General features: G+C 63.7%; 13 protein-coding genes. 8 read left to right on the top strand and 5 right to left on the bottom strand.

Going from position 1 to position 17,551, the window contains the following annotated elements; genetic code table 11:
* The first annotated feature begins 41 nt into the window (after nucleotides 1-41).
* Nucleotides 42-689: a hypothetical protein gene (locus JNM03_RS09030; RefSeq protein WP_294036122.1), complete on the top strand. Its 648-nt coding sequence runs from the start codon at nucleotides 42-44 to the stop codon at nucleotides 687-689.
* Between the two features lie 63 nt (nucleotides 690-752).
* On the top strand, nucleotides 753-2,828 hold the full coding sequence (locus JNM03_RS09025; protein WP_294036121.1) for a S9 family peptidase: 2,076 nt from the start codon (nucleotides 753-755) through the stop codon (nucleotides 2,826-2,828).
* An 18-nt stretch (nucleotides 2,829-2,846) separates the two neighbouring features.
* Here the strand turns inward: JNM03_RS09025 and JNM03_RS09020 are convergent, their stop codons facing one another.
* A complete protein-coding gene (locus JNM03_RS09020; protein WP_294036120.1) occupies nucleotides 2,847-3,194 on the bottom strand; it encodes a cupin domain-containing protein in 348 nt (115 codons plus the stop codon).
* An 86-nt stretch (nucleotides 3,195-3,280) separates the two neighbouring features.
* Here JNM03_RS09020 and JNM03_RS09015 point away from each other — a divergent pair, with 86 nt between their 5' ends.
* The 4 genes from JNM03_RS09015 to JNM03_RS09000 all read left to right on the top strand — a co-directional run bounded on the left by JNM03_RS09015 (nucleotide 3,281) and on the right by JNM03_RS09000 (nucleotide 9,489).
* Nucleotides 3,281-6,034 carry a valine--tRNA ligase gene (locus JNM03_RS09015; RefSeq protein WP_294036119.1) on the top strand — a complete coding sequence of 918 codons (2,754 nt, stop codon included), beginning with the start codon at nucleotides 3,281-3,283 and terminating at the stop codon, nucleotides 6,032-6,034.
* Complete coding sequence (locus JNM03_RS09010; RefSeq protein ID WP_294036118.1) at nucleotides 6,031-7,494, top strand: MATE family efflux transporter; 1,464 nt, start codon at nucleotides 6,031-6,033, stop codon at nucleotides 7,492-7,494. The genes JNM03_RS09015 and JNM03_RS09010 overlap by 4 nt, the downstream gene beginning before the upstream one ends.
* A gap of 92 nt (nucleotides 7,495-7,586) precedes the next feature.
* Nucleotides 7,587-8,756, top strand: coding sequence for a sensor histidine kinase (locus JNM03_RS09005; RefSeq protein WP_294036117.1), 1,170 nt, complete (start codon nucleotides 7,587-7,589; stop codon nucleotides 8,754-8,756).
* A 1-nt stretch (nucleotide 8,757) separates the two neighbouring features.
* Complete coding sequence (locus JNM03_RS09000; RefSeq protein ID WP_294036116.1) at nucleotides 8,758-9,489, top strand: LytTR family DNA-binding domain-containing protein; 732 nt, start codon at nucleotides 8,758-8,760, stop codon at nucleotides 9,487-9,489.
* Nucleotides 9,490-9,543: 54 nt separating this feature from the next.
* Here the strand turns inward: JNM03_RS09000 and JNM03_RS08995 are convergent, their stop codons facing one another.
* Nucleotides 9,544-9,882 carry a UrcA family protein gene (locus JNM03_RS08995; RefSeq protein ID WP_294036115.1) on the bottom strand — a complete coding sequence of 113 codons (339 nt, stop codon included), beginning with the start codon at nucleotides 9,880-9,882 and terminating at the stop codon, nucleotides 9,544-9,546.
* Nucleotides 9,883-10,170: 288 nt separating this feature from the next.
* Here JNM03_RS08995 and JNM03_RS08990 point away from each other — a divergent pair, with 288 nt between their 5' ends.
* Nucleotides 10,171-10,656, top strand: a complete 486-nt coding sequence (locus tag JNM03_RS08990) for a hypothetical protein (RefSeq protein WP_294036114.1) — start codon at nucleotides 10,171-10,173, stop codon at nucleotides 10,654-10,656.
* A 3-nt stretch (nucleotides 10,657-10,659) separates the two neighbouring features.
* Here JNM03_RS08990 and JNM03_RS08985 read toward each other — a convergent pair whose 3' ends face one another.
* The 3 genes from JNM03_RS08985 to JNM03_RS08975 form a co-directional block, all read right to left on the bottom strand.
* Nucleotides 10,660-11,031 (bottom strand): hypothetical protein, encoded by a 372-nt coding sequence (locus JNM03_RS08985; protein WP_294036113.1) that lies wholly within the window; start codon nucleotides 11,029-11,031, stop codon nucleotides 10,660-10,662.
* Nucleotides 11,032-11,269: 238 nt separating this feature from the next.
* Nucleotides 11,270-13,354 (bottom strand): M13 family metallopeptidase, encoded by a 2,085-nt coding sequence (locus JNM03_RS08980; RefSeq protein WP_294036112.1) that lies wholly within the window; start codon nucleotides 13,352-13,354, stop codon nucleotides 11,270-11,272.
* Nucleotides 13,355-13,495: 141 nt separating this feature from the next.
* The gene (locus JNM03_RS08975) at nucleotides 13,496-14,398 is read right to left on the bottom strand and encodes a CPBP family intramembrane glutamic endopeptidase (protein WP_294036111.1); all 903 of its coding nucleotides are present in this window, start codon (nucleotides 14,396-14,398) and stop codon (nucleotides 13,496-13,498) included.
* Between the two features lie 157 nt (nucleotides 14,399-14,555).
* Here JNM03_RS08975 and uvrA point away from each other — a divergent pair, with 157 nt between their 5' ends.
* Complete coding sequence (gene uvrA, locus JNM03_RS08970) at nucleotides 14,556-17,447, top strand: excinuclease ABC subunit UvrA (RefSeq protein ID WP_294036110.1); 2,892 nt, start codon at nucleotides 14,556-14,558, stop codon at nucleotides 17,445-17,447.
* Nucleotides 17,448-17,551: the final 104 nt, after the last annotated feature.

Raw genomic sequence — 17,551 nt, 5'->3', positions numbered from 1 at the left:
TGATTGCTGTTTCAACAGGAATGTCTTGAAGGGCAACTCTCATGATGGGTCTTTTGACTCTTGTTTTTCTTGCCGCCGTCATCGGAATCGTGAAGCCCTATATCGGGCAACTCAAACGGAAACATTTCGGCGGAATAGCGGCCGCCGCATTCGTCGGAATGATGATCGCCGTCCCCCAGCCGACGGGCAAGGACGTCGCCGAAAACGACCGCGGCGATACCGCCGCTGTTGCCGCCAAGGACGCTAGCCCCGACGGCGACGCCGTCAGATCGAAATGGTCCTATAATGCGCAGAAGGACGAGATGCGCGGCACGGAGAGCCGCTACGCCGAACTGACCAGCGAAAACGAGATAGACCTGGACTTCCCTTATGGCAGGCAGGGCGGCCGGTTGACTGTCCGCCAGAATCCCGAAAACGGCCTGGACGTGATGCTGTCGGTCGAATCAGGTCAAATTCTTTGCAACAGCTTCGGCGACTCCCGCGTATCCGTGAAATTCGATAATGGGCCCGTCCAGTCGATGGGATGTACCGACAGCAGCGACGGATCGAACAATGTCGCATTTTTCACCAACCAGACCCGTATGCTCGCGGGCCTCAAAAAGGCCAAGCGGACCGTTGTCGAGGCGGAATTTTTCCAGATGGGGCGACAGCAATTTGTTTTCGAGACAGCAGGCCTCGAATGGAAATGAACCGCAATCGCCGGAGCAGGCCAAATTCCTTGCGTAGTATAGGGGCGGCGCTAAACCGCTTTCATGCGTAACTATCTCCTGACCAGCGCGATCGCGCTCACCGCCGCCCTCTCCTCCTCCCCCGCACTGTCCCGCCCGATGACCGAAGTCGATCTGGCGACGCTGAAGCGTGTCGCGGCGCCCGCGGCGTCCCCCGATGGACGCTGGGTCGTCTTCCAGATGACCGAAACCGAAAAGGACAGCTACAAGCGATCGACGGGGCTGTGGGTTGTCGATCGCAAGGCAAAGGATGCGAAGCCCGTCCAGATCGCCGACATCGCGGGCAAGAATGAAACCGCACCCGCTTTCGCGCCGGACGGCGGCCTCTATTTCCTCTCGAACGCCTCTGGAAAGGACCAGATCTGGCGCATCGACCTTGCAGCCGGCACCGCCGCAGCGCAGGTCACCGACACAAAGGCCGACGTGGCCGGGTTCAAGATCTCGCCCGACGGCAAGAGGTTGCTCGCGTGGGGCGACATTCCGAAGGAATGCGTCGACTTCGGCTGCGACGCCAAGGACAAGGGGGCGCTGGTCGGGCCCGGCAGCGGCCGGCTGTATAAGGACGGCGTCGGCTTTGTCCGTCACTGGGATCAATGGGAAACCCCGGGCACCTACAGCCGCCCCTTCGTCTTCAATCTCGACGGCGGCAAGGCGAGCATGGCCCGCCCGGTCGATGCCGGACTGATCGGCGACAGCCCGTCAAAGCCGATGGGCGGCGGCGAGGAACTCGCCTGGGGCGCCGACAGCCGCACCGTCTTTTTCACGCTGCGCAAGGCCGATCGGAACGAACCGACATCGACCAACCTCGATATCTATAGCTGGCTGGTCGACAGCCGGATGATGCCGGTCAACCTGACCCAGGGGAACGAAGCGACCGATACCCTGCCCGCTCCGTCGCCCGACGGCAAATGGCTGGCCTATGCCGCGATGGCGCGCCCCGGTTACGAAGCCGATCGGCAGGTGCTGATGCTGCGTAACCTGGAAAATGGCGAAACGAAGGCGCTGACCGACGCCTGGGATCGCTCGGTGGCGTCGATCGCATGGGCGGCCGACGGCAAGTCGTTGTTCGTCACCGCGCAGGACACGCTCGAACATCCCATGTTCCGGGTGGACGCCGCCACCGGCAAGGTCGAGAGGCTGAAAGCATCGGCCGAAGCCTTCGACGGCAATGTCGGGGACGTCAACGTCCTGCCCGGCGGCGCGCTGCTCTATTCGCGCAACAGCGCGCTGGCGCCGACCGACCTGTATATTCGCGACGCGAAAGGCAAGGTGAAGCAGATCACCGCGGTGAACGCGGCTGCACTCGCCGAATTCGATCCGGTGACGCTTGACCGCCTGCAGTTTGCGGGCGCCAACGGCGACAAGGTATGGGGCATGATCCTGAAGCCGGCGGCCAGTCCCGCCTCGAAGCTGCCGGTCGCCTTCATCGTACACGGTGGCCCGCAGTCGAGCTTTGGCAACAGCTGGTCGACGCGCTGGAACCCGCGCCTCTTCGCGCAACAGGGCTATGGCGTCGTGACCGTCGATTTTCATGGTTCGACCGGCTACGGGCAGGCCTTCACCGACAGCATCAACAAGGATTGGGGCGGCAAGCCGCTCGAAGACCTGAAACTCGGCCTCGCAGCGGCGGGCAAGCAGGATGCGCAGCTCGACATCGCCAACGCCTGCGCGCTCGGCGCCTCCTACGGCGGGTACATGATGAACTGGATCGCCGGACAGTGGACCGACGGCTTCAAATGCCTCGTCCAGCACGACGGCGTCTTCGACGCGCGCGCCATGGCTTATGAAACCGAGGAGCTGTGGTTCGACGAGTGGGAACATGGCGGTCCCTATTTCGCGGTTCCGGAGGAATTCGAAAAATGGAACCCGGTGAACCATGTCGCCAAGTGGAAGACCCCGATGCTGGTCATCACCAGCGAAAAGGATTTCCGCATTCCCTATACGCAGGGCCTGGCGGCGTTCACCGCGCTCCAGCGCCGCGGCGTGCCATCGCAATTGCTCGTTTTCCCCGACGAGAATCACTGGGTGCTGAAAGGCGCGAACAGCGTCCAGTGGCACCGCACCGTGTTCGACTGGCTGGGTAGCTATCTGAAGAAATAAGCCTCGGCGGGCGGCAGGTCACATGGGGATCTCGCCGCCCGTCTCGCCATAGAAGATCCGCCACAGCGACAGGTCGTCGCTGAAATCGGTATAATGATGGTCGACTCCGGCCGCGACGAACAACAGGTCACCCGCACCGAACGGCGTGCGTTCGCCGCCGTGGATCAGCACGCCTTCACCGCTCATGACCGCGTAAAGCGCGTCCTGTTCATGCGGCGTCTGGCGGTTCGGCGGAACGGGGACCGACAGGCGGACGTCGAGCGTCCCGCGCTTCAGCGCCAGTACCGACCGTTCGCCCGCTGCGGTCGGCACTTTTGCGGCATAATCGGCAAAGCGGATGACTCCGCTACGCATCGCATCGTCCATGGCCCTGCTCCTGCAAGTCCGCGCCACCCTAATCTCTGCCGATCCGGCTTGCCAGCCCGCACACCGGCTGGCAAAGCGCGCCGGCTATGCCGATGGAAAAAACCTTCGATCCCGCCGCCATCGAGGCGAAATGGGCCCATGAATGGGAAAGCCGCGGGCTGTTTCGCCCTGAGCGCCCCGACGCGACACCTTTCACGATCGTCAACCCGCCGCCGAATGTCACCGGCGCGCTGCACATCGGCCATGCGCTCGACAACACGTTGCAGGACGTCCTCGTCCGCTACGAACGGCTGCGCGGCAAGGATGCGCTGTGGGTCGTCGGCATGGACCATGCCGGCATCGCAACACAGATGGTCGTCGAACGCCAGCTCAACGAACGCCAGCAGAAACGCACCGATTTCACCCGCGAGGAGTTCGTCGGCAAGGTCTGGGAATGGAAAGCCGAAAGCGGCGGCCAGATCACCGGTCAGCTCCGCCGTCTTGGCTGCTCGATGGACTGGAGCCGCGAGCAGTTCACCATGGACCCGCATTTCACCCAGGCGGTGGTCAAGGTGTTCGTCGACCTGCACAAAAAGGGTCTGATCTATCGCGACAAGCGGCTCGTGAACTGGGATCCCGCGCTCAAGACGGCGATCTCGGATCTCGAGGTGGAATCGCACGAAGTGCCGGGGCATATGTGGCACTTCAAATATCCGCTCGCGGGCGGCGAGACCTATACCTATGTCGAGCGCGATGCGGAAGGGAATATCGTGCTTCAGGAAGAGCGAGACTATATCTCGATCGCGACCACGCGCCCCGAGACCATGCTCGGCGACGGAGCGGTTGCGGTGCATCCCGATGACGAGCGCTATCGCCCGATCGTAGGCAAATATTGCGAGATCCCGGTCGGGCCGAAGGAACATCGCCGCCTGATCCCGATCATAACTGACGAGTATCCCGATCCGCATTTTGGTTCGGGCGCGGTGAAGATCACCGGTGCGCACGACGAAAACGACTATGGCGTCGCCCAGCGCAACAATATTCCGATGTACCGGCTGATGGACGAGGTCGCGGCGATGCGCACCGACGGTCCAAGCTATGTCGAGGCGGCGACACGCGCCGTCGAAATCGCGCACGGCGCCCCCGCAACCGCGGCGGAGATCGACGCACTCAACCTCGTTCCAGAGGCTTATCGCGGACTTGACCGCTATGAAGCGCGCAAGCGCGTCATCGCCGACATCGACGCCGAAGGCCTGATGGTCAAGGTCGAGGACAAGCTGATCATGCAACCTTTCGGCGATCGCGGCGGTGTCGTGATCGAGCCGATGCTGACCGACCAATGGTATGTCGATGCCGCGACGCTGGCACAGCCGCCGATGGCTGCCGTACGCGACGGCCGCATAAACATCGTCCCCAAGACGTGGGAAAAAACCTTCTTCAACTGGATGGAGAATATCCAGCCCTGGTGCGTGTCGCGTCAGCTCTGGTGGGGCCACCGGATTCCGGCATGGTACGCCGAGGATGGAAGCATCTTCGTGGCCGAGACCGAAGAAGAGGCGCAGGCTCAAGCGGGCGCGGGCATAACCCTGACCCGTGACGAAGACGTTCTCGACACCTGGTTCTCTTCAGCGCTCTGGCCCTTTGCCACCCTCGGCTGGCCCGAGAATACCGACTTGCTGAAACGCCACTATCCGAACGACGTCCTCATCTCGGGCTTCGACATCCTCTTCTTCTGGGATGCCCGCATGGCCATGCAGGGGATGGAGTTCATGGGCGATGTGCCGTGGAAGACGCTCTATCTCCACGGCCTCGTTCGCGCGCCCGACGGTGCGAAGATGTCGAAGTCGAAGGGCAATGTCGTCGATCCGCTCGGCCTCATCGACCGATATGGCGCCGATGCCCTCCGCTTCTTCATGTCGGCGATGGAAAGCCAGGGCCGCGACATCAAGATGGATGACGCACGTCTCGCCGGCTATCGCAACTTCGCGACCAAGCTCTGGAACGCCGCGCGCTTCTGCGAAGCCAATGGCATTTCGGCCTCGACCAGCCTCGAAGCGCCTCCCGCAAGCCTGCCGGTCAACCGCTGGATCATTGGCGAAGTCGTCGACACCGTCGCCGCGATGGACAAGGCCTTTGCCGCCTATCGCTTCGACGATGCCGCGAATGCGATCTACAGCTTCGCCTGGGACCGCTTCTGCGACTGGTATCTCGAACTGATCAAGGGCGCGATCGACGACGAAACGAAGGCCGTCGCTGGCTGGGTGCTCGACCAGATTCTGGTCATGCTCCATCCCTTCATGCCCTTCATCACCGAAGAGCTGTGGACCGGGCTCGGCAACCGCGCCGATTACCCGCTCATTACCGCGAAATGGCCCGCGCCGAACGCGGCACGCGATGCAGACGCCAGCGCCGACATCGACTGGCTCATCAAGCTGGTAAGCGAACTGCGCGCCGCCAAGTCCGAACTCGGTCTGCCGCCGGGCGCGCGTCTCGCCGCGCATTTCCCGGCGTCGCTCAAGCCGCGCACCGAAAAGCTTGCCGCGCAGATCGATCGCCTCGCACGGCTCGAAGCGGTCCGCTTCGATCCCGCTCCCGCCGGCGCATCGGCCCAGCTCGTCATTGAGGGCGAGACGATCGCCGTCCCGCTGGAAGGCGTGATCGACATCGCAGCAGAACGCGATCGCCTGACCAAGGCACTCGCCGCGGCGGCCAAGGAACGCGACGGTCTTGCCGGACGACTGAACAACCCGTCCTTCGTCGAGCGCGCGAAGCCCGAAGCGGTCGAAAAGGCGCGCGCCGACCACGCCGCCAAGGAAGCCGAAGCGGACCGGTTGAACGCCGCATTGGCGCGGCTGGGGTGAGCGACGGCGAACCCGTAACCCCGCCGCCTGCCGCCACGGCGGGCGACCCGGCTTCGGGACCCGTCCCTCCGCGCCAGGTCGTGCGCGGCAGCGGGGCGATCGACCTGACGAACGGGCCGATCGCCAGGACGCTGTTGTTGTTCGCGCTGCCGACGCTTGCCTCGAACATCCTCCAGACACTGTCCGGATCGGTGAATTCGATCTGGGTCGGCCAGTTCCTCGGCGAAAGCGCGCTTGCCGCCACCGCCAATGCGAACATCATCATGTTCCTGATGTTCGGTGCCTTCTTTGGCTTTGGCATGGCCGCAACCGTCCTCATCGGCCAGTCGATCGGCCGCGGCGATATCGACGCCGCGCGGCGCGCCAGCGGCGGAGCCATTGGCCTCGCTATCGCCTTTTCGTTGGTCATCGCGGTCGTCGGCTGGTTTGCATCCGACCGTATATTGCGCTGGCTCGAAACGCCGGCCGAAGCTTTCACGCTCGCGCATGATTATCTGCGCGTGACCTTCGTCGCCGTCCCCGCGAGCATGTTGATGGTCATGCTGTCGATGGCCTCACGCGGCGCAGGCGACGCCGTCACTCCGCTGCGCTTCATGATCCTGACCGTCGTCCTCGACATCGCGCTCAATCCGATCCTGATCCTCGGGCTCGGTCCCGCACCGCGCCTCGGCATCGCGGGAAGCGCGCTCGCTACGGCGATCGCTGGTACCATCAGCCTGATCGGCATGATCGGCTGGTTCTATGCCAAGGATCATGTGCTGCGCCTGCGCCGCCGCGAACTGGCCTATCTGTTGCCCAACTGGGACGAGATGCGCTTCATCGTCGGACGCGGCCTGCCGATGGGGGCGCAGATGCTGGTCATTTCGGGCGCCGGGCTGATCATGGTCGGCCTCGTCAACCGGGAAGGGCTGGTTACGGCCGCAGCTTATGGTGCGACGCTTCAGCTTTGGAACTATATCCAGATGCCCGCGCTCGCGGTCGGAGCGGCGGTCAGTTCGATGGCGGCACAGAATATCGGCGCACAGCGCTGGGATCGCGTCGCGGGCGTCACGAACAGCGGAATCGCGATCAACCTTGCCATGACCGGCGTGCTGATCGCCCTGCTGCTCCTTTTCGACCGCGCCGCACTGGCCCTGTTCCTTGGCAGCGGCAGCGCGGCGATCGAGGTCGCCCGCAACATCCAGTATATCGCGACGTGGACCTTCCTGCCCTTCGGCACCACCATCGTCCTGATCGGCACGCTGCGCGCGAACGGGTCGGTCGTCCCGCCGCTCGTCATCCTGTTCCTGTCGATGTTCCCGATCCGGCTTGGCATCTATTACTTCGGATATCCCCTGATCGGCAGCGACATCATCTGGTGGAGCTTCCCGCTCTCTTCGCTCGCCTCGCTCGCGATGGCCTGGATCGTCTACAAGCGCGGCAACTGGCGCCGCGCACTTCCCCAACCGAAGACGGTCTGAACCGTTCGCTTTCGACAAAACACCGCACACCTTCGACTGGCGGCCCGGCGTCTGCTAGGCAACAGGCGATGTTTGACGCTAAAGCCGCATCGATGAACGGGACTATCCGCAAAGAGGCGCTGCGCGATCAGCGGGCAAAAATGCTGGCAGCGGCGCCCGACTGGCGTGCATCCGACGCCCGCGTCAATCCGCGCGTCGCGATCGGCTCGATCCTCGCGATGTGGATGCTCTATTTCCTGATCACGACCGGGCTCGGCATTCTCGCCGGGGCCGAGCAATGGGAATATGCCGGCCGCCGCGCGATCGTCGTCGTCGCGGGTATCCTCTGCACCTTCGTGCTCTACCAGCTTATTCAGCGGGTTCAGCCGCGCGGCTTCGGCGCACGGCTTGCCGTGGCGCTCGGCGCGGCGGTGCCGCTGGTCGGGCTCTATGCCTCGATCAACCTCCTCGTCTTCTTCTACTGGTTTCCGGGGCCCGATGCCGCGCAGATCGTCAAGGAAGTGCAATCCAAATTTCCGATTGCATGGGAAACCGTCCTGATCGTCGACAGCTCGATCCGCTGGTATTTCTTTTTCGCGGTGTGGGCCGCGCTCTATGTCGCCTTCGGCTATGCCAACGAAATGCGCGCGGTCGAACGCCGCGCCAATCATTTCCGGATCGAAGCCCAGACGGCGCAGCTTCGCGCACTCCACTATCAGGTCAATCCGCACTTCCTGTTCAACACGCTGAACTCGCTTTCGACACTCGTCCTGCGCGGGTCGAAGGCGGAGGCCGAGACGATGATCATGAATCTCTCGTCCTTCCTCCGGTCGAGCCTTGCCGTCGATCCCGAACAGCTTGTCAGTCTGGACGAGGAAATTGCTCTCCAGCGCCTCTATCTCGATATCGAACAAACGCGCTTCCCCGACCGTCTGCAGGTCGAGGTCGACATGCCCGCCGAGCTTCAACATGCGTGCGTCCCGGTGCTGATTCTGCAACCGATTATCGAGAATGCGATCAAATATGGCGTCGCACCCAGCAAGGGAAAGATCGCGATCCGCCTGACGGCGAGCAGCGAATATGGCTTGCTGGTCGTCAGGGTAGAGAACGACATCGATCCAAAGGCCCCTGCGCCCGCGTCGGGGACCGGCCTCGGGCTCGGAAACGTGCGCGAGCGCCTGCTGACGCGCTATGGTCCCACCGCAGGCTGCGAATGGGGCCCGTCCGATACGGGTGGTTTCTTCGTATCGCTGTGGCTACCCTTGGCGCGGGAAGGTTGCTGACATGATGCAGACGCTTCGAACCCTGATTGTCGACGACGAACCGCTCGCAATCGAACGACTCCAGATCCTGGCGGGGCAGCAGGACGGTGTATCGCTCGTCGGTACCGCGAGCGACGGAGCCTCCGCGCTCCGCATGGTCGATGCGCTGGCGCCCGACCTCGTCCTGTGCGACATCGCGATGCCCGACCTCAACGGCCTTGCCGTTGCCGCCGCACTGGACAAACTCGACAATCCACCCGCCGTCGTCTTCGTCACCGCTTTCGATCAATATGCCGTCGCCGCCTTCGACGTCGCGGCGGTCGACTATCTGCTGAAGCCGGTTTCGCCCGACCGCCTTTCGCGCGCGCTCGGACGTGTCCGCGAGTGGCGCTCCGCCGATCGGGCGCCAAAGCAGAAGAGCAAGTGGATTACCGAATTCTGGGTCCAGAATCGCGGCGAGATGCTGCGGATCGATGCCGCCCAGGTCGATTTGATCGAGGCCGAACGTGATTATATGCGCCTTCATGTAGGCGGCCGTAGCTGGCTTATTCACCAGACGATCAAATCGCTGGAGGCGCGGATGGACCCCGACCAGTTCATGCGTATCCACCGATCGAAGATGATCCGCCGCGGCGGTATCGTCGGGCTCAAACACCATGGCGACGGTGCGTGGAGCGTCGATCTGGGCGAAGGTGGCATCCACCGGATCGGGCGGACCTACCTGCACGACGTCAAGGCGATCATGCACGCCTAATGCGAACAGGCGGCCATGCCACCGGGGCATGGCCGCCTTCGTCGCCGTTTGCCGTCAGGGAGCGGCGACCACCGGCGGCTTTTCGCTCGCGAACCGCGCATGGCTGCCATTGTAGAGCGCCGCGACCTGAGGATCGACACTGCGTTTCGCGATAGCTTCGCATTCACGACCTTCCGCACGCTGGCGCAGCGATGGACGGGGATCGACCGCACACATCGACCGGATCGCCATGCGGACACGGGTATCGAGCCGTTCACGGCCCGCGGCGGTCGACAGGTTGAGGTCGTCGTAGCGGACCGTTGCGGTTGGCCGCTCATCGCCATCTTGGGCGAAAGCGGGGCTGGCCGCGCTGCCTGCAAGGGCTGCGATCAGGATCAGGGATAGTTTCGACATGGGGAGCGTCCTCTCATCTGGGGGATGATGATGCGGGACACGAAAGAGATTGGAACCGGGGAAGACCAAGACCCTCCCGCATCCCGCAAACCGGAAATGCCGGATCGCCATGCCGATCGCACGCACGGTTCGACCGGCCCCGAGACGCCATCGATTGGAAGGACGAAGCGCGCCCGCGCATCGACCAGTGGCCGAAAGCTTGTAATCCGGCGTTCATCATGGCCTTCTTGCCGCATGGCAAGGAAGCGCAAGTCGGCCGCGAGTCGCGATGCCTCCATGCGGCGGCTGATGTTGGCCTCCGTGCTGGCGGCTGCGGGACTCGGTACCGGCGCTCTGCTCGGGGTGCTGGCGGTAGGCGACGGCCTGCGCGGCGGCGGGAGCGAAGCCCCGTCCTTTGCTGGGCTTAGCTCGAACCCCGATGCGCTGGTCAGCAGCGCGGACGCCTCCGCCATACCCTGCCCCGGCTGTGCCGACAGCTATGGAGTGGGCCGCCGGCTTCGCGAGGAGCATGATCGCCGGATGAGCGAACCGTTCCGCGAACTGGATGCTGTGGATATCGATCCGCCGGCGCCGCGCCTTAAGGCCGACGACGAATATCGTTATGGTGGGCGTTTTCCCGACCCCGCGCCCCTGCCCGGCGGCGCCCCCGTCCCCGCGATGCCGGTCCCCAGGATGATCGTGCCGGTTGAACTTCCCGACCCGGCCGCGGGACCGACGGCCAAGCAGAAAGAAGGCCCCGGCGAACCGCCGGAGCCTTCTGTCCCGCCGCAGTAGCGATCAGTTCCGGGGTTCGGGTTGGGGGTGCGCGCAACGCGCGGCTTCGCCGGCCTTGCAGGCCGCGACGTCGGCCTCCCACTTCATCCGCTCTTCCGCCGACAGCGCCGCTACGCGCGCCTTTTCAGCCTCGTAAGCCGCGGTTTCCTGTGCATAGGTTGCCTGCGCCGCCGCTTCGGTCTGCGCCGCTGCCGCAACGCGCGCATTATAGGCATCGGTTTCAGCCTGCGCCTTCGCCTGCTGCTCGGCATTCAATCGCGCAGTATTGGCGCGCTCTTCGGCCGTTGTGCCGTCGGGCTGCTTCTGCATCGCGCCCGCCTGTGCCCCCGCAAGCAACGCAAACCCCGCCACTGCCGTGAAAATCGTCCTGATCATCGAAGCTCTCCTTCCATCGAGGCACCTGCCCGGTCCAACGTCCGCCCCCGCAATCCGTTCCCACCCCGAGCCGTAAACCGGGATCGGGTGGTCGGTGGAGTCATGCAACGGCATTAGGGCAGATTCCCCGCGAGAGCGAGAGGAGCCATCAAGCGCCCGACCATTCGGGCACGGGCGGCGGAAACCTGCGGGTCGCGGCCGCCCTCCCCGTGCCCATGGCACAGGGAGGAACGGGCCTTTACCAGATGCGCGTGCGCGCTTCGGGCTTGATGTAATATTTGCTGTCGGGCGTGACGTTGAACGCCTTGTACCAGGCATCGACGTTGCGGACCGGGCCGATGATCCGCCAGCGGGCTGGGCTGTGCGGGTCACTCGCGACCTGTTGCTTGACCGAATCCTCACGCGCCTTGTCGCGCCACGCCTGCGCAAAAGCGAGGAAGAAGCGCTGATCGCCCGTCAGCCCGTCGATCACCGGCGCTTCCTTGCCGTTCAACGACCGGTGATAGGCGTCATAGGCGACCTCCAGCCCGGCAAGATCGGCGATATTTTCCCCCATCGTCAGGTCCGGGTTGATGAAGGCGCCAGGTGCCGCCTCATAGGTTGCGTATTGCGCGCCAAAACCCTTGGCCTGCGCCTCGAAACGGGCGGCATCGGCGGCGGTCCACCAGTCGCGAACCGCACCGTTTGCATCGATCTTGCGCCCCTGGTCGTCAAAGCCGTGGGTGATCTCGTGCCCGATCACCGCTCCGATCGCGCCGTAATTGACCGCATCGTCGACGCTTTCGCTGAAATAGGGCGCCTGAAGGATGCCGGCAGGGAACACGATCTTGTTCTCCAGCCCACCGTTATAGGCGTTCACTTCCTGCGGATTCATCGACCATTTCTTGCGGTCCACCGGCTTGTTCAGATCGGACAGCGCATAGGCATATTCGAACGCCGCGCTGCGCTTCACATTGCCATAGAGGTCGGTGGGATCGATTTTCAGACCCGAATAGTCGCGCCATTTGTCGGGATAGCCGACCATGACGTCCATCTTTTCGAGCTTGGCAAGCGCCGCCGTCTTGGTCTCCGGCGCCATCCAGCTATTGTTTCGGATACGGTCGCCCATCGCAAGCTTCAGGTTGACGACGAGCGCTTCCATCTTTGCCTTCGCACTGGCCGGAAAATACTGCTTCGAATAGGTCTCGCCGACCAATTCGCCGAGGCTGCCGTCGACCAGCGTCAATCCGCGCTTCCAGCGCGGACGAAGTTCGCCGACCCCGCTCAGCACCTTGGTATATTCAAAGCGGCTATCGACGAACGCTTTCGAAAGATAAGGCGCGGCATTGTCGGCAATGTGGAATTGCTGCCACAGCTTGATCGTATCGAGGGGCGTCTTGGCATAGAGCGCCGCGATGTCGCGGATAGCGGTGTTTTCATTGACGATGATCCGCTGCTGCGGCGCGATGCCGGCACCCTCGAACCACGCCTTCCAGTCCAGCCCCGGCGCATAGGCCGCCAGCTCGTCCGACGACATCGGGTTGTTGATCTTGCCGATGTCGCGGCGATCGGCGATCGCCCAACTGGCCTTCGCGATTTCGGTCTCGAACGCCATGATCGCGTCAGCCGCCTTCTCCGGCGCGGCGTTGCCGACCATCTTCATCGTGCGGGCGATGTAGTTGCGATAGGCGTCGCGCTGCGGCTTGAAGCTGTCGTTCAGATAATAGTCGCGCTCGGGAAGGCCCAATCCGGCCTGCCCCAGCCACAGCACATTGACCGTGGGGTCGTTGGTGTCGGCATAAGGCCCGCCGCTGACGATCGTCGACCCGAAGGTCCCTTGCGTCGTACCCATGAAGCGCGCCATCGCGCTCTTGTCCTTGATCGCGGCGACCGCATTGACGTCCACCATCACCGGCTTGGCGCCAAGCGCATCGACGCGCGCTTCGTCGAGGAAGCTTTGATACAGTCCGCCCACCTGGCTCGTTGCGGGCGCTCCGGTAACAAGCTGGCGAAGCTGGCGCTGCGTCAGGTTGTAGACGTCGTAGTCGACCCCTGCCGACGCCTGATCGGACGGAATTTCGGTTCGCGCGAACCACCCGCCGTTGGCATATCTGTCGAAATCGTCACCCGGCCTGACGCTCGTGTCGCGCGCGCCGAGATCGACCCCCCAGCTACCGAATGTGAGCGCGTTAAGCGACCCCTCGTCCTTGGCGGGTACGGCGCCGTCATCGTCGGCCTTCGCGGCCAGTGTCGCCTCAGCGGCGATCTGGCGCGCGGCGGCGGGCGTCGCCGCGAGCGATACGGCAATGGCAATCCCCGCCGCACCTGCAAAAAGCTTCTTCATCCCCGGTCTCCCTCATGTCCCGCGCCGTCCGGCAGGACGGCGCACATGGCTATCCTTGTCCGCTCCGCGCTCCAAGGCGTCAAGCGAGCGACCGGACGCTGGTCGAAGTCTTTGGGATGTTGGTGGAAAGCCGGGCGCCCGCTATGCTTGGAGCCGCCCCTTTCGCCACGCCAGCGTCAGGCAGATCAGGCTGCCCGCCAGCGAGACGACGAACGCGGCAACCGAGGCCTCCGGGCCGAACCCTCCCCCGCTGAGCAGCGTCGTCACCCCTTCCGCCGGATGCATCCGCAGCGGCCCGCTCACGAAGCTGTCCAGGCCCGAAACCGCGCTGCCGAACAACCAGCCAAGCGCAAAGTTCCAGCCCGCGTGCATGCCGATCGACATCCACACGCGCCCGGTCAGCAGATACAGGCCGGCACCGATCCCCTCGCCAGCGATGAGGCAGATCGCCCCGAACAGGCTGGCGTCGGGGTTTGCCAGATGGAGTCCGCCGAACAGAATGGCGGTCGACAGCAAGGCCGGCCACACACCGAAAGCGCGCCACAACATGCGAAAAATGATGATTCGCATCAGCGTTTCCTCGATCACGGCCGACTGGATCGCCTGCTTCATCGCTTCGGCGACGCCAGTGATTGGCGCCGCGGAAATGACGACCCAGCCGGCGCTCCACATCACACCGATGATGATCGCCATGATAGCGCCGCCGATCGCAATGCCCAACGCCAGTTCGCGCGGCGCCCGCTTCGGATCGATTTCGCGCGCCGCACGCCCCTCACCAAGCCGCACCGCCAGCGCATAAGTGCCGAGCATCCCCACCGATCCGACCAACACCGCCGACAGCCGGGCGCCGGACGGCGCGGCCGCGCGGGTCGTGAAGGGTTCACCCGCCAACATCGCCGCAAGACGGAGCGTTGCATCGGCGGCCAGATTGAACGCCAGGATGCAGGCGACCGCCAGGACAGCGAGGAACGCCAGCGCACGAAGCCACCGATAGCGTCCGGGCTTCAGCCAACGCTCCGATCCCAATTCCACCAACGCCGCCATCGCCTCTCCAGTCCGGGAGAAACTAGCATTAGTGTATTATATAAGCAATACACAAAGACGTCCTGTTCGCCCTTGCGCGCTTCGGCGTCGGCTCCCATCTTCCCAACCAATTCGCGCCTCTTGCGCGTTAAGAACAAATCTGGAACATACTCCTCCCATGAGTCTCACCCACATCAAGGTTCGCGGGGCGCGCGAACATAATCTCAAGGGCATCGACGTCGATCTGCCGCGCGACGCGCTGATCGTCATCACCGGGCTTTCGGGAAGCGGCAAGTCATCGCTCGCCTTCGACACCATCTATGCCGAGGGGCAACGTCGGTATGTCGAGAGCTTGTCGGCCTATGCCCGTCAGTTCCTCGAAATGATGCAAAAGCCCGACGTCGAACATATCGACGGCCTGTCGCCGGCGATCAGCATCGAACAGAAGACGACCTCGCGAAATCCCCGCTCGACGGTCGCAACGGTCACCGAAATCTACGATTATATGCGCCTGCTGTGGGCGCGCGTCGGCATTCCCTATTCGCCGACGACCGGTGAACCGATCAGCGCGCAGACGGTCAGCCAGATGGTCGATCGCGTGATGGAACTGCCCGAGGGTACGCGCGCTTATCTGCTCGCGCCGGTCGTCCGCGGTCGCAAGGGCGAATATAAGAAGGAACTCGCGCAATGGCAGAAGGAAGGCTTCACGCGCGCCCGCATCGACGGAGAGTTTCACGAGATTGGCGACGCGCCGGCGCTGGACAAGAAGTTCAAGCATGACATCGAGGTCGTCGTCGATCGCATCGCGGTTCGCGAAGGCCTTGGCACGCGGCTCGCCGACAGCTTCGAGACCGCGCTGAAGCTTGCCGAGGGGCTGGCCTATGTCGACCTTGCGGACGGACCGGTGCCGGGCCGTGAGGAAGAGGATATGGGCGGGGCCATGAAGGGCGCCGGCATTCCTGCCAATCGCATCATCTTCTCGGAGAAATTCGCCTGCCCGGTCTCGGGCTTCACGATCGCGGAGATCGAACCGCGACTGTTCAGCTTCAACGCGCCGCAGGGCGCTTGCCCCGCCTGCGACGGGCTGGGCGAACGGCAGGAATTCGACCCCGACCTGGTCGTCCCGAACCATGCGCTGTCCTTGAAAAAGGGCGCGGTGGTGCCGTGGGCCAAGTCGAACCCGCCCTCGCCTTATTATATGCAGGTGCTCGAAAGCCTTGGCAAAGCCTATGGCTTCGACCTCACGACGCCGTGGCAGGATTTGTCCGGCGAGGTACAACTGATCATCCTCTATGGCAGCGGCGGCAAGCCCGTCGAACTGACGTTCAAGGACGGCAAGCGCAGCTACACGACGCACAAGGCGTTCGAAGGGGTGATCGGCAATCTCAACCGCCGCCTGCTGCAGACCGAAAGCGCCTGGATGCGCGAGGAACTCAGCAAGTATCAGACGCCGCAGCCGTGCGAGACCTGCCACGGCGCGCGGCTGCGCCCCGAACCGCTGGCGGTGAAGATCGCAGGCGAGGACATCAGCCTGTCGGCCCAGCGCAGCGTTGCCGACGCGCTGAGCTGGTTCAGCACGCTCGACGAGAAACTGAACGATACCCAGCGCCAGATCGCCAAAGCCATTCTGAAGGAAATCAACGAGCGGCTTGGCTTCCTCAACAATGTCGGGCTTGACTACCTCAACCTCAATCGCACCAGCGGCACGCTCAGCGGCGGGGAAAGCCAGCGTATCCGCCTCGCCTCGCAGATCGGATCGGGGCTTTCGGGCGTGCTTTACGTCCTCGACGAACCATCGATCGGCCTGCATCAGCGCGACAACGACCGCCTGCTCGCGACGCTGAAGCGCCTCCGCGACCTCGGCAACACCGTGATTGTCGTCGAACATGACGAAGATGCGATCCGCCACGCCGATTATGTCGTCGACATGGGTCCCGGCGCGGGCCTGCACGGCGGCGAAATCGTCGCCGAGGGTACGCTGGACGAAGTCCTTGCCAATACCAACAGCCTGACCGCAGCCTATCTGACGGGCGCGAAGAGGATCGAGGTGCCGAAACGCCGCCGTCCCGGCAACGGCTTCGACCTGGTGCTGAAGGGCGCACGCGCGAACAACCTGAACAATGTCACCGCGAAGATCCCGCTCGGCACCTTTACCTGCGTCACCGGATTGTCGGGATCGGGCAAGTCGAGCCTGATCATCGACACCCTCTATGCCAGCGCGGCGCGCGTACTCAACGGCGCGCGCATGGTCGCGGGACCGCACGACAGCCTGAAGGGGCTGGAACATTGCGACAAGGTCATCGACATCGACCAGTCGCCGATCGGTCGCACTCCGCGCTCGAACCCCGCCACGTACACCGGCGCCTTCACGATCATCCGCGACTGGTTCGCGGGCCTGCCCGAAAGCCAGGCGCGCGGGTACAAGCCCGGGCGTTTCAGCTTCAACGTCAAGGGCGGTCGCTGCGAAACCTGCACCGGCGACGGACTGATCAAGATCGAGATGCACTTCCTGCCTGACGTCTATGTGACGTGCGAGACGTGCCACGGCAAACGCTACAATCGCGAAACCCTTGAAGTGAAGTTCAAGGGACTCAGCATCGCCGACGTCCTCGACATGACGGTCGAGGACGCGGCTGAGTTCTTCAAGGCGGTCCCCGCGATCCGCGACAAGATGGCGATGCTCGTTCGTGTCGGGCTTGGTTACATCAAGGTGGGGCAGCAGGCGACGACCCTTTCGGGCGGCGAGGCGCAGCGCGTCAAGCTGGCCAAGGAGCTATCGCGCCGCTCGACGGGACAGACGCTCTACATCCTCGACGAGCCGACGACCGGGCTGCATTTCGAGGATGTGCGCAAATTGCTCGAAGTGCTGCAGGCGCTGGTCGATCAGGGCAACAGCGTCGTGGTGATCGAGCATAACCTCGACGTCATCAAGACCGCCGACTACATCCTCGACCTCGGCCCCGAAGGCGGGGTCAAGGGCGGCGAGATCGTCGCGGCGGGAACACCCGAGCAAGTGGTGAAGGAAAAGCGCAGCTTCACCGGGCAGTATTTAGCACCGTTGCTGAAATAGCTAAGCCCCTCCCTTCAGGGAGGGGTTTGGGGGAGGGCCTGTCCCGCAACCTCGTCATCCCGGACTTGATCCGGGATCCACCACGGCGCCGAAGTCATGGATCT

The organism is Sphingopyxis sp. (assembly GCF_016793825.1).
In the GTDB taxonomy this organism is placed as follows: Bacteria; Pseudomonadota; Alphaproteobacteria; order Sphingomonadales; family Sphingomonadaceae; genus Sphingopyxis.
Note: the sequence above shows the minus strand (reverse complement) of the source record. Positions and strands in the feature narration are given on the sequence as shown.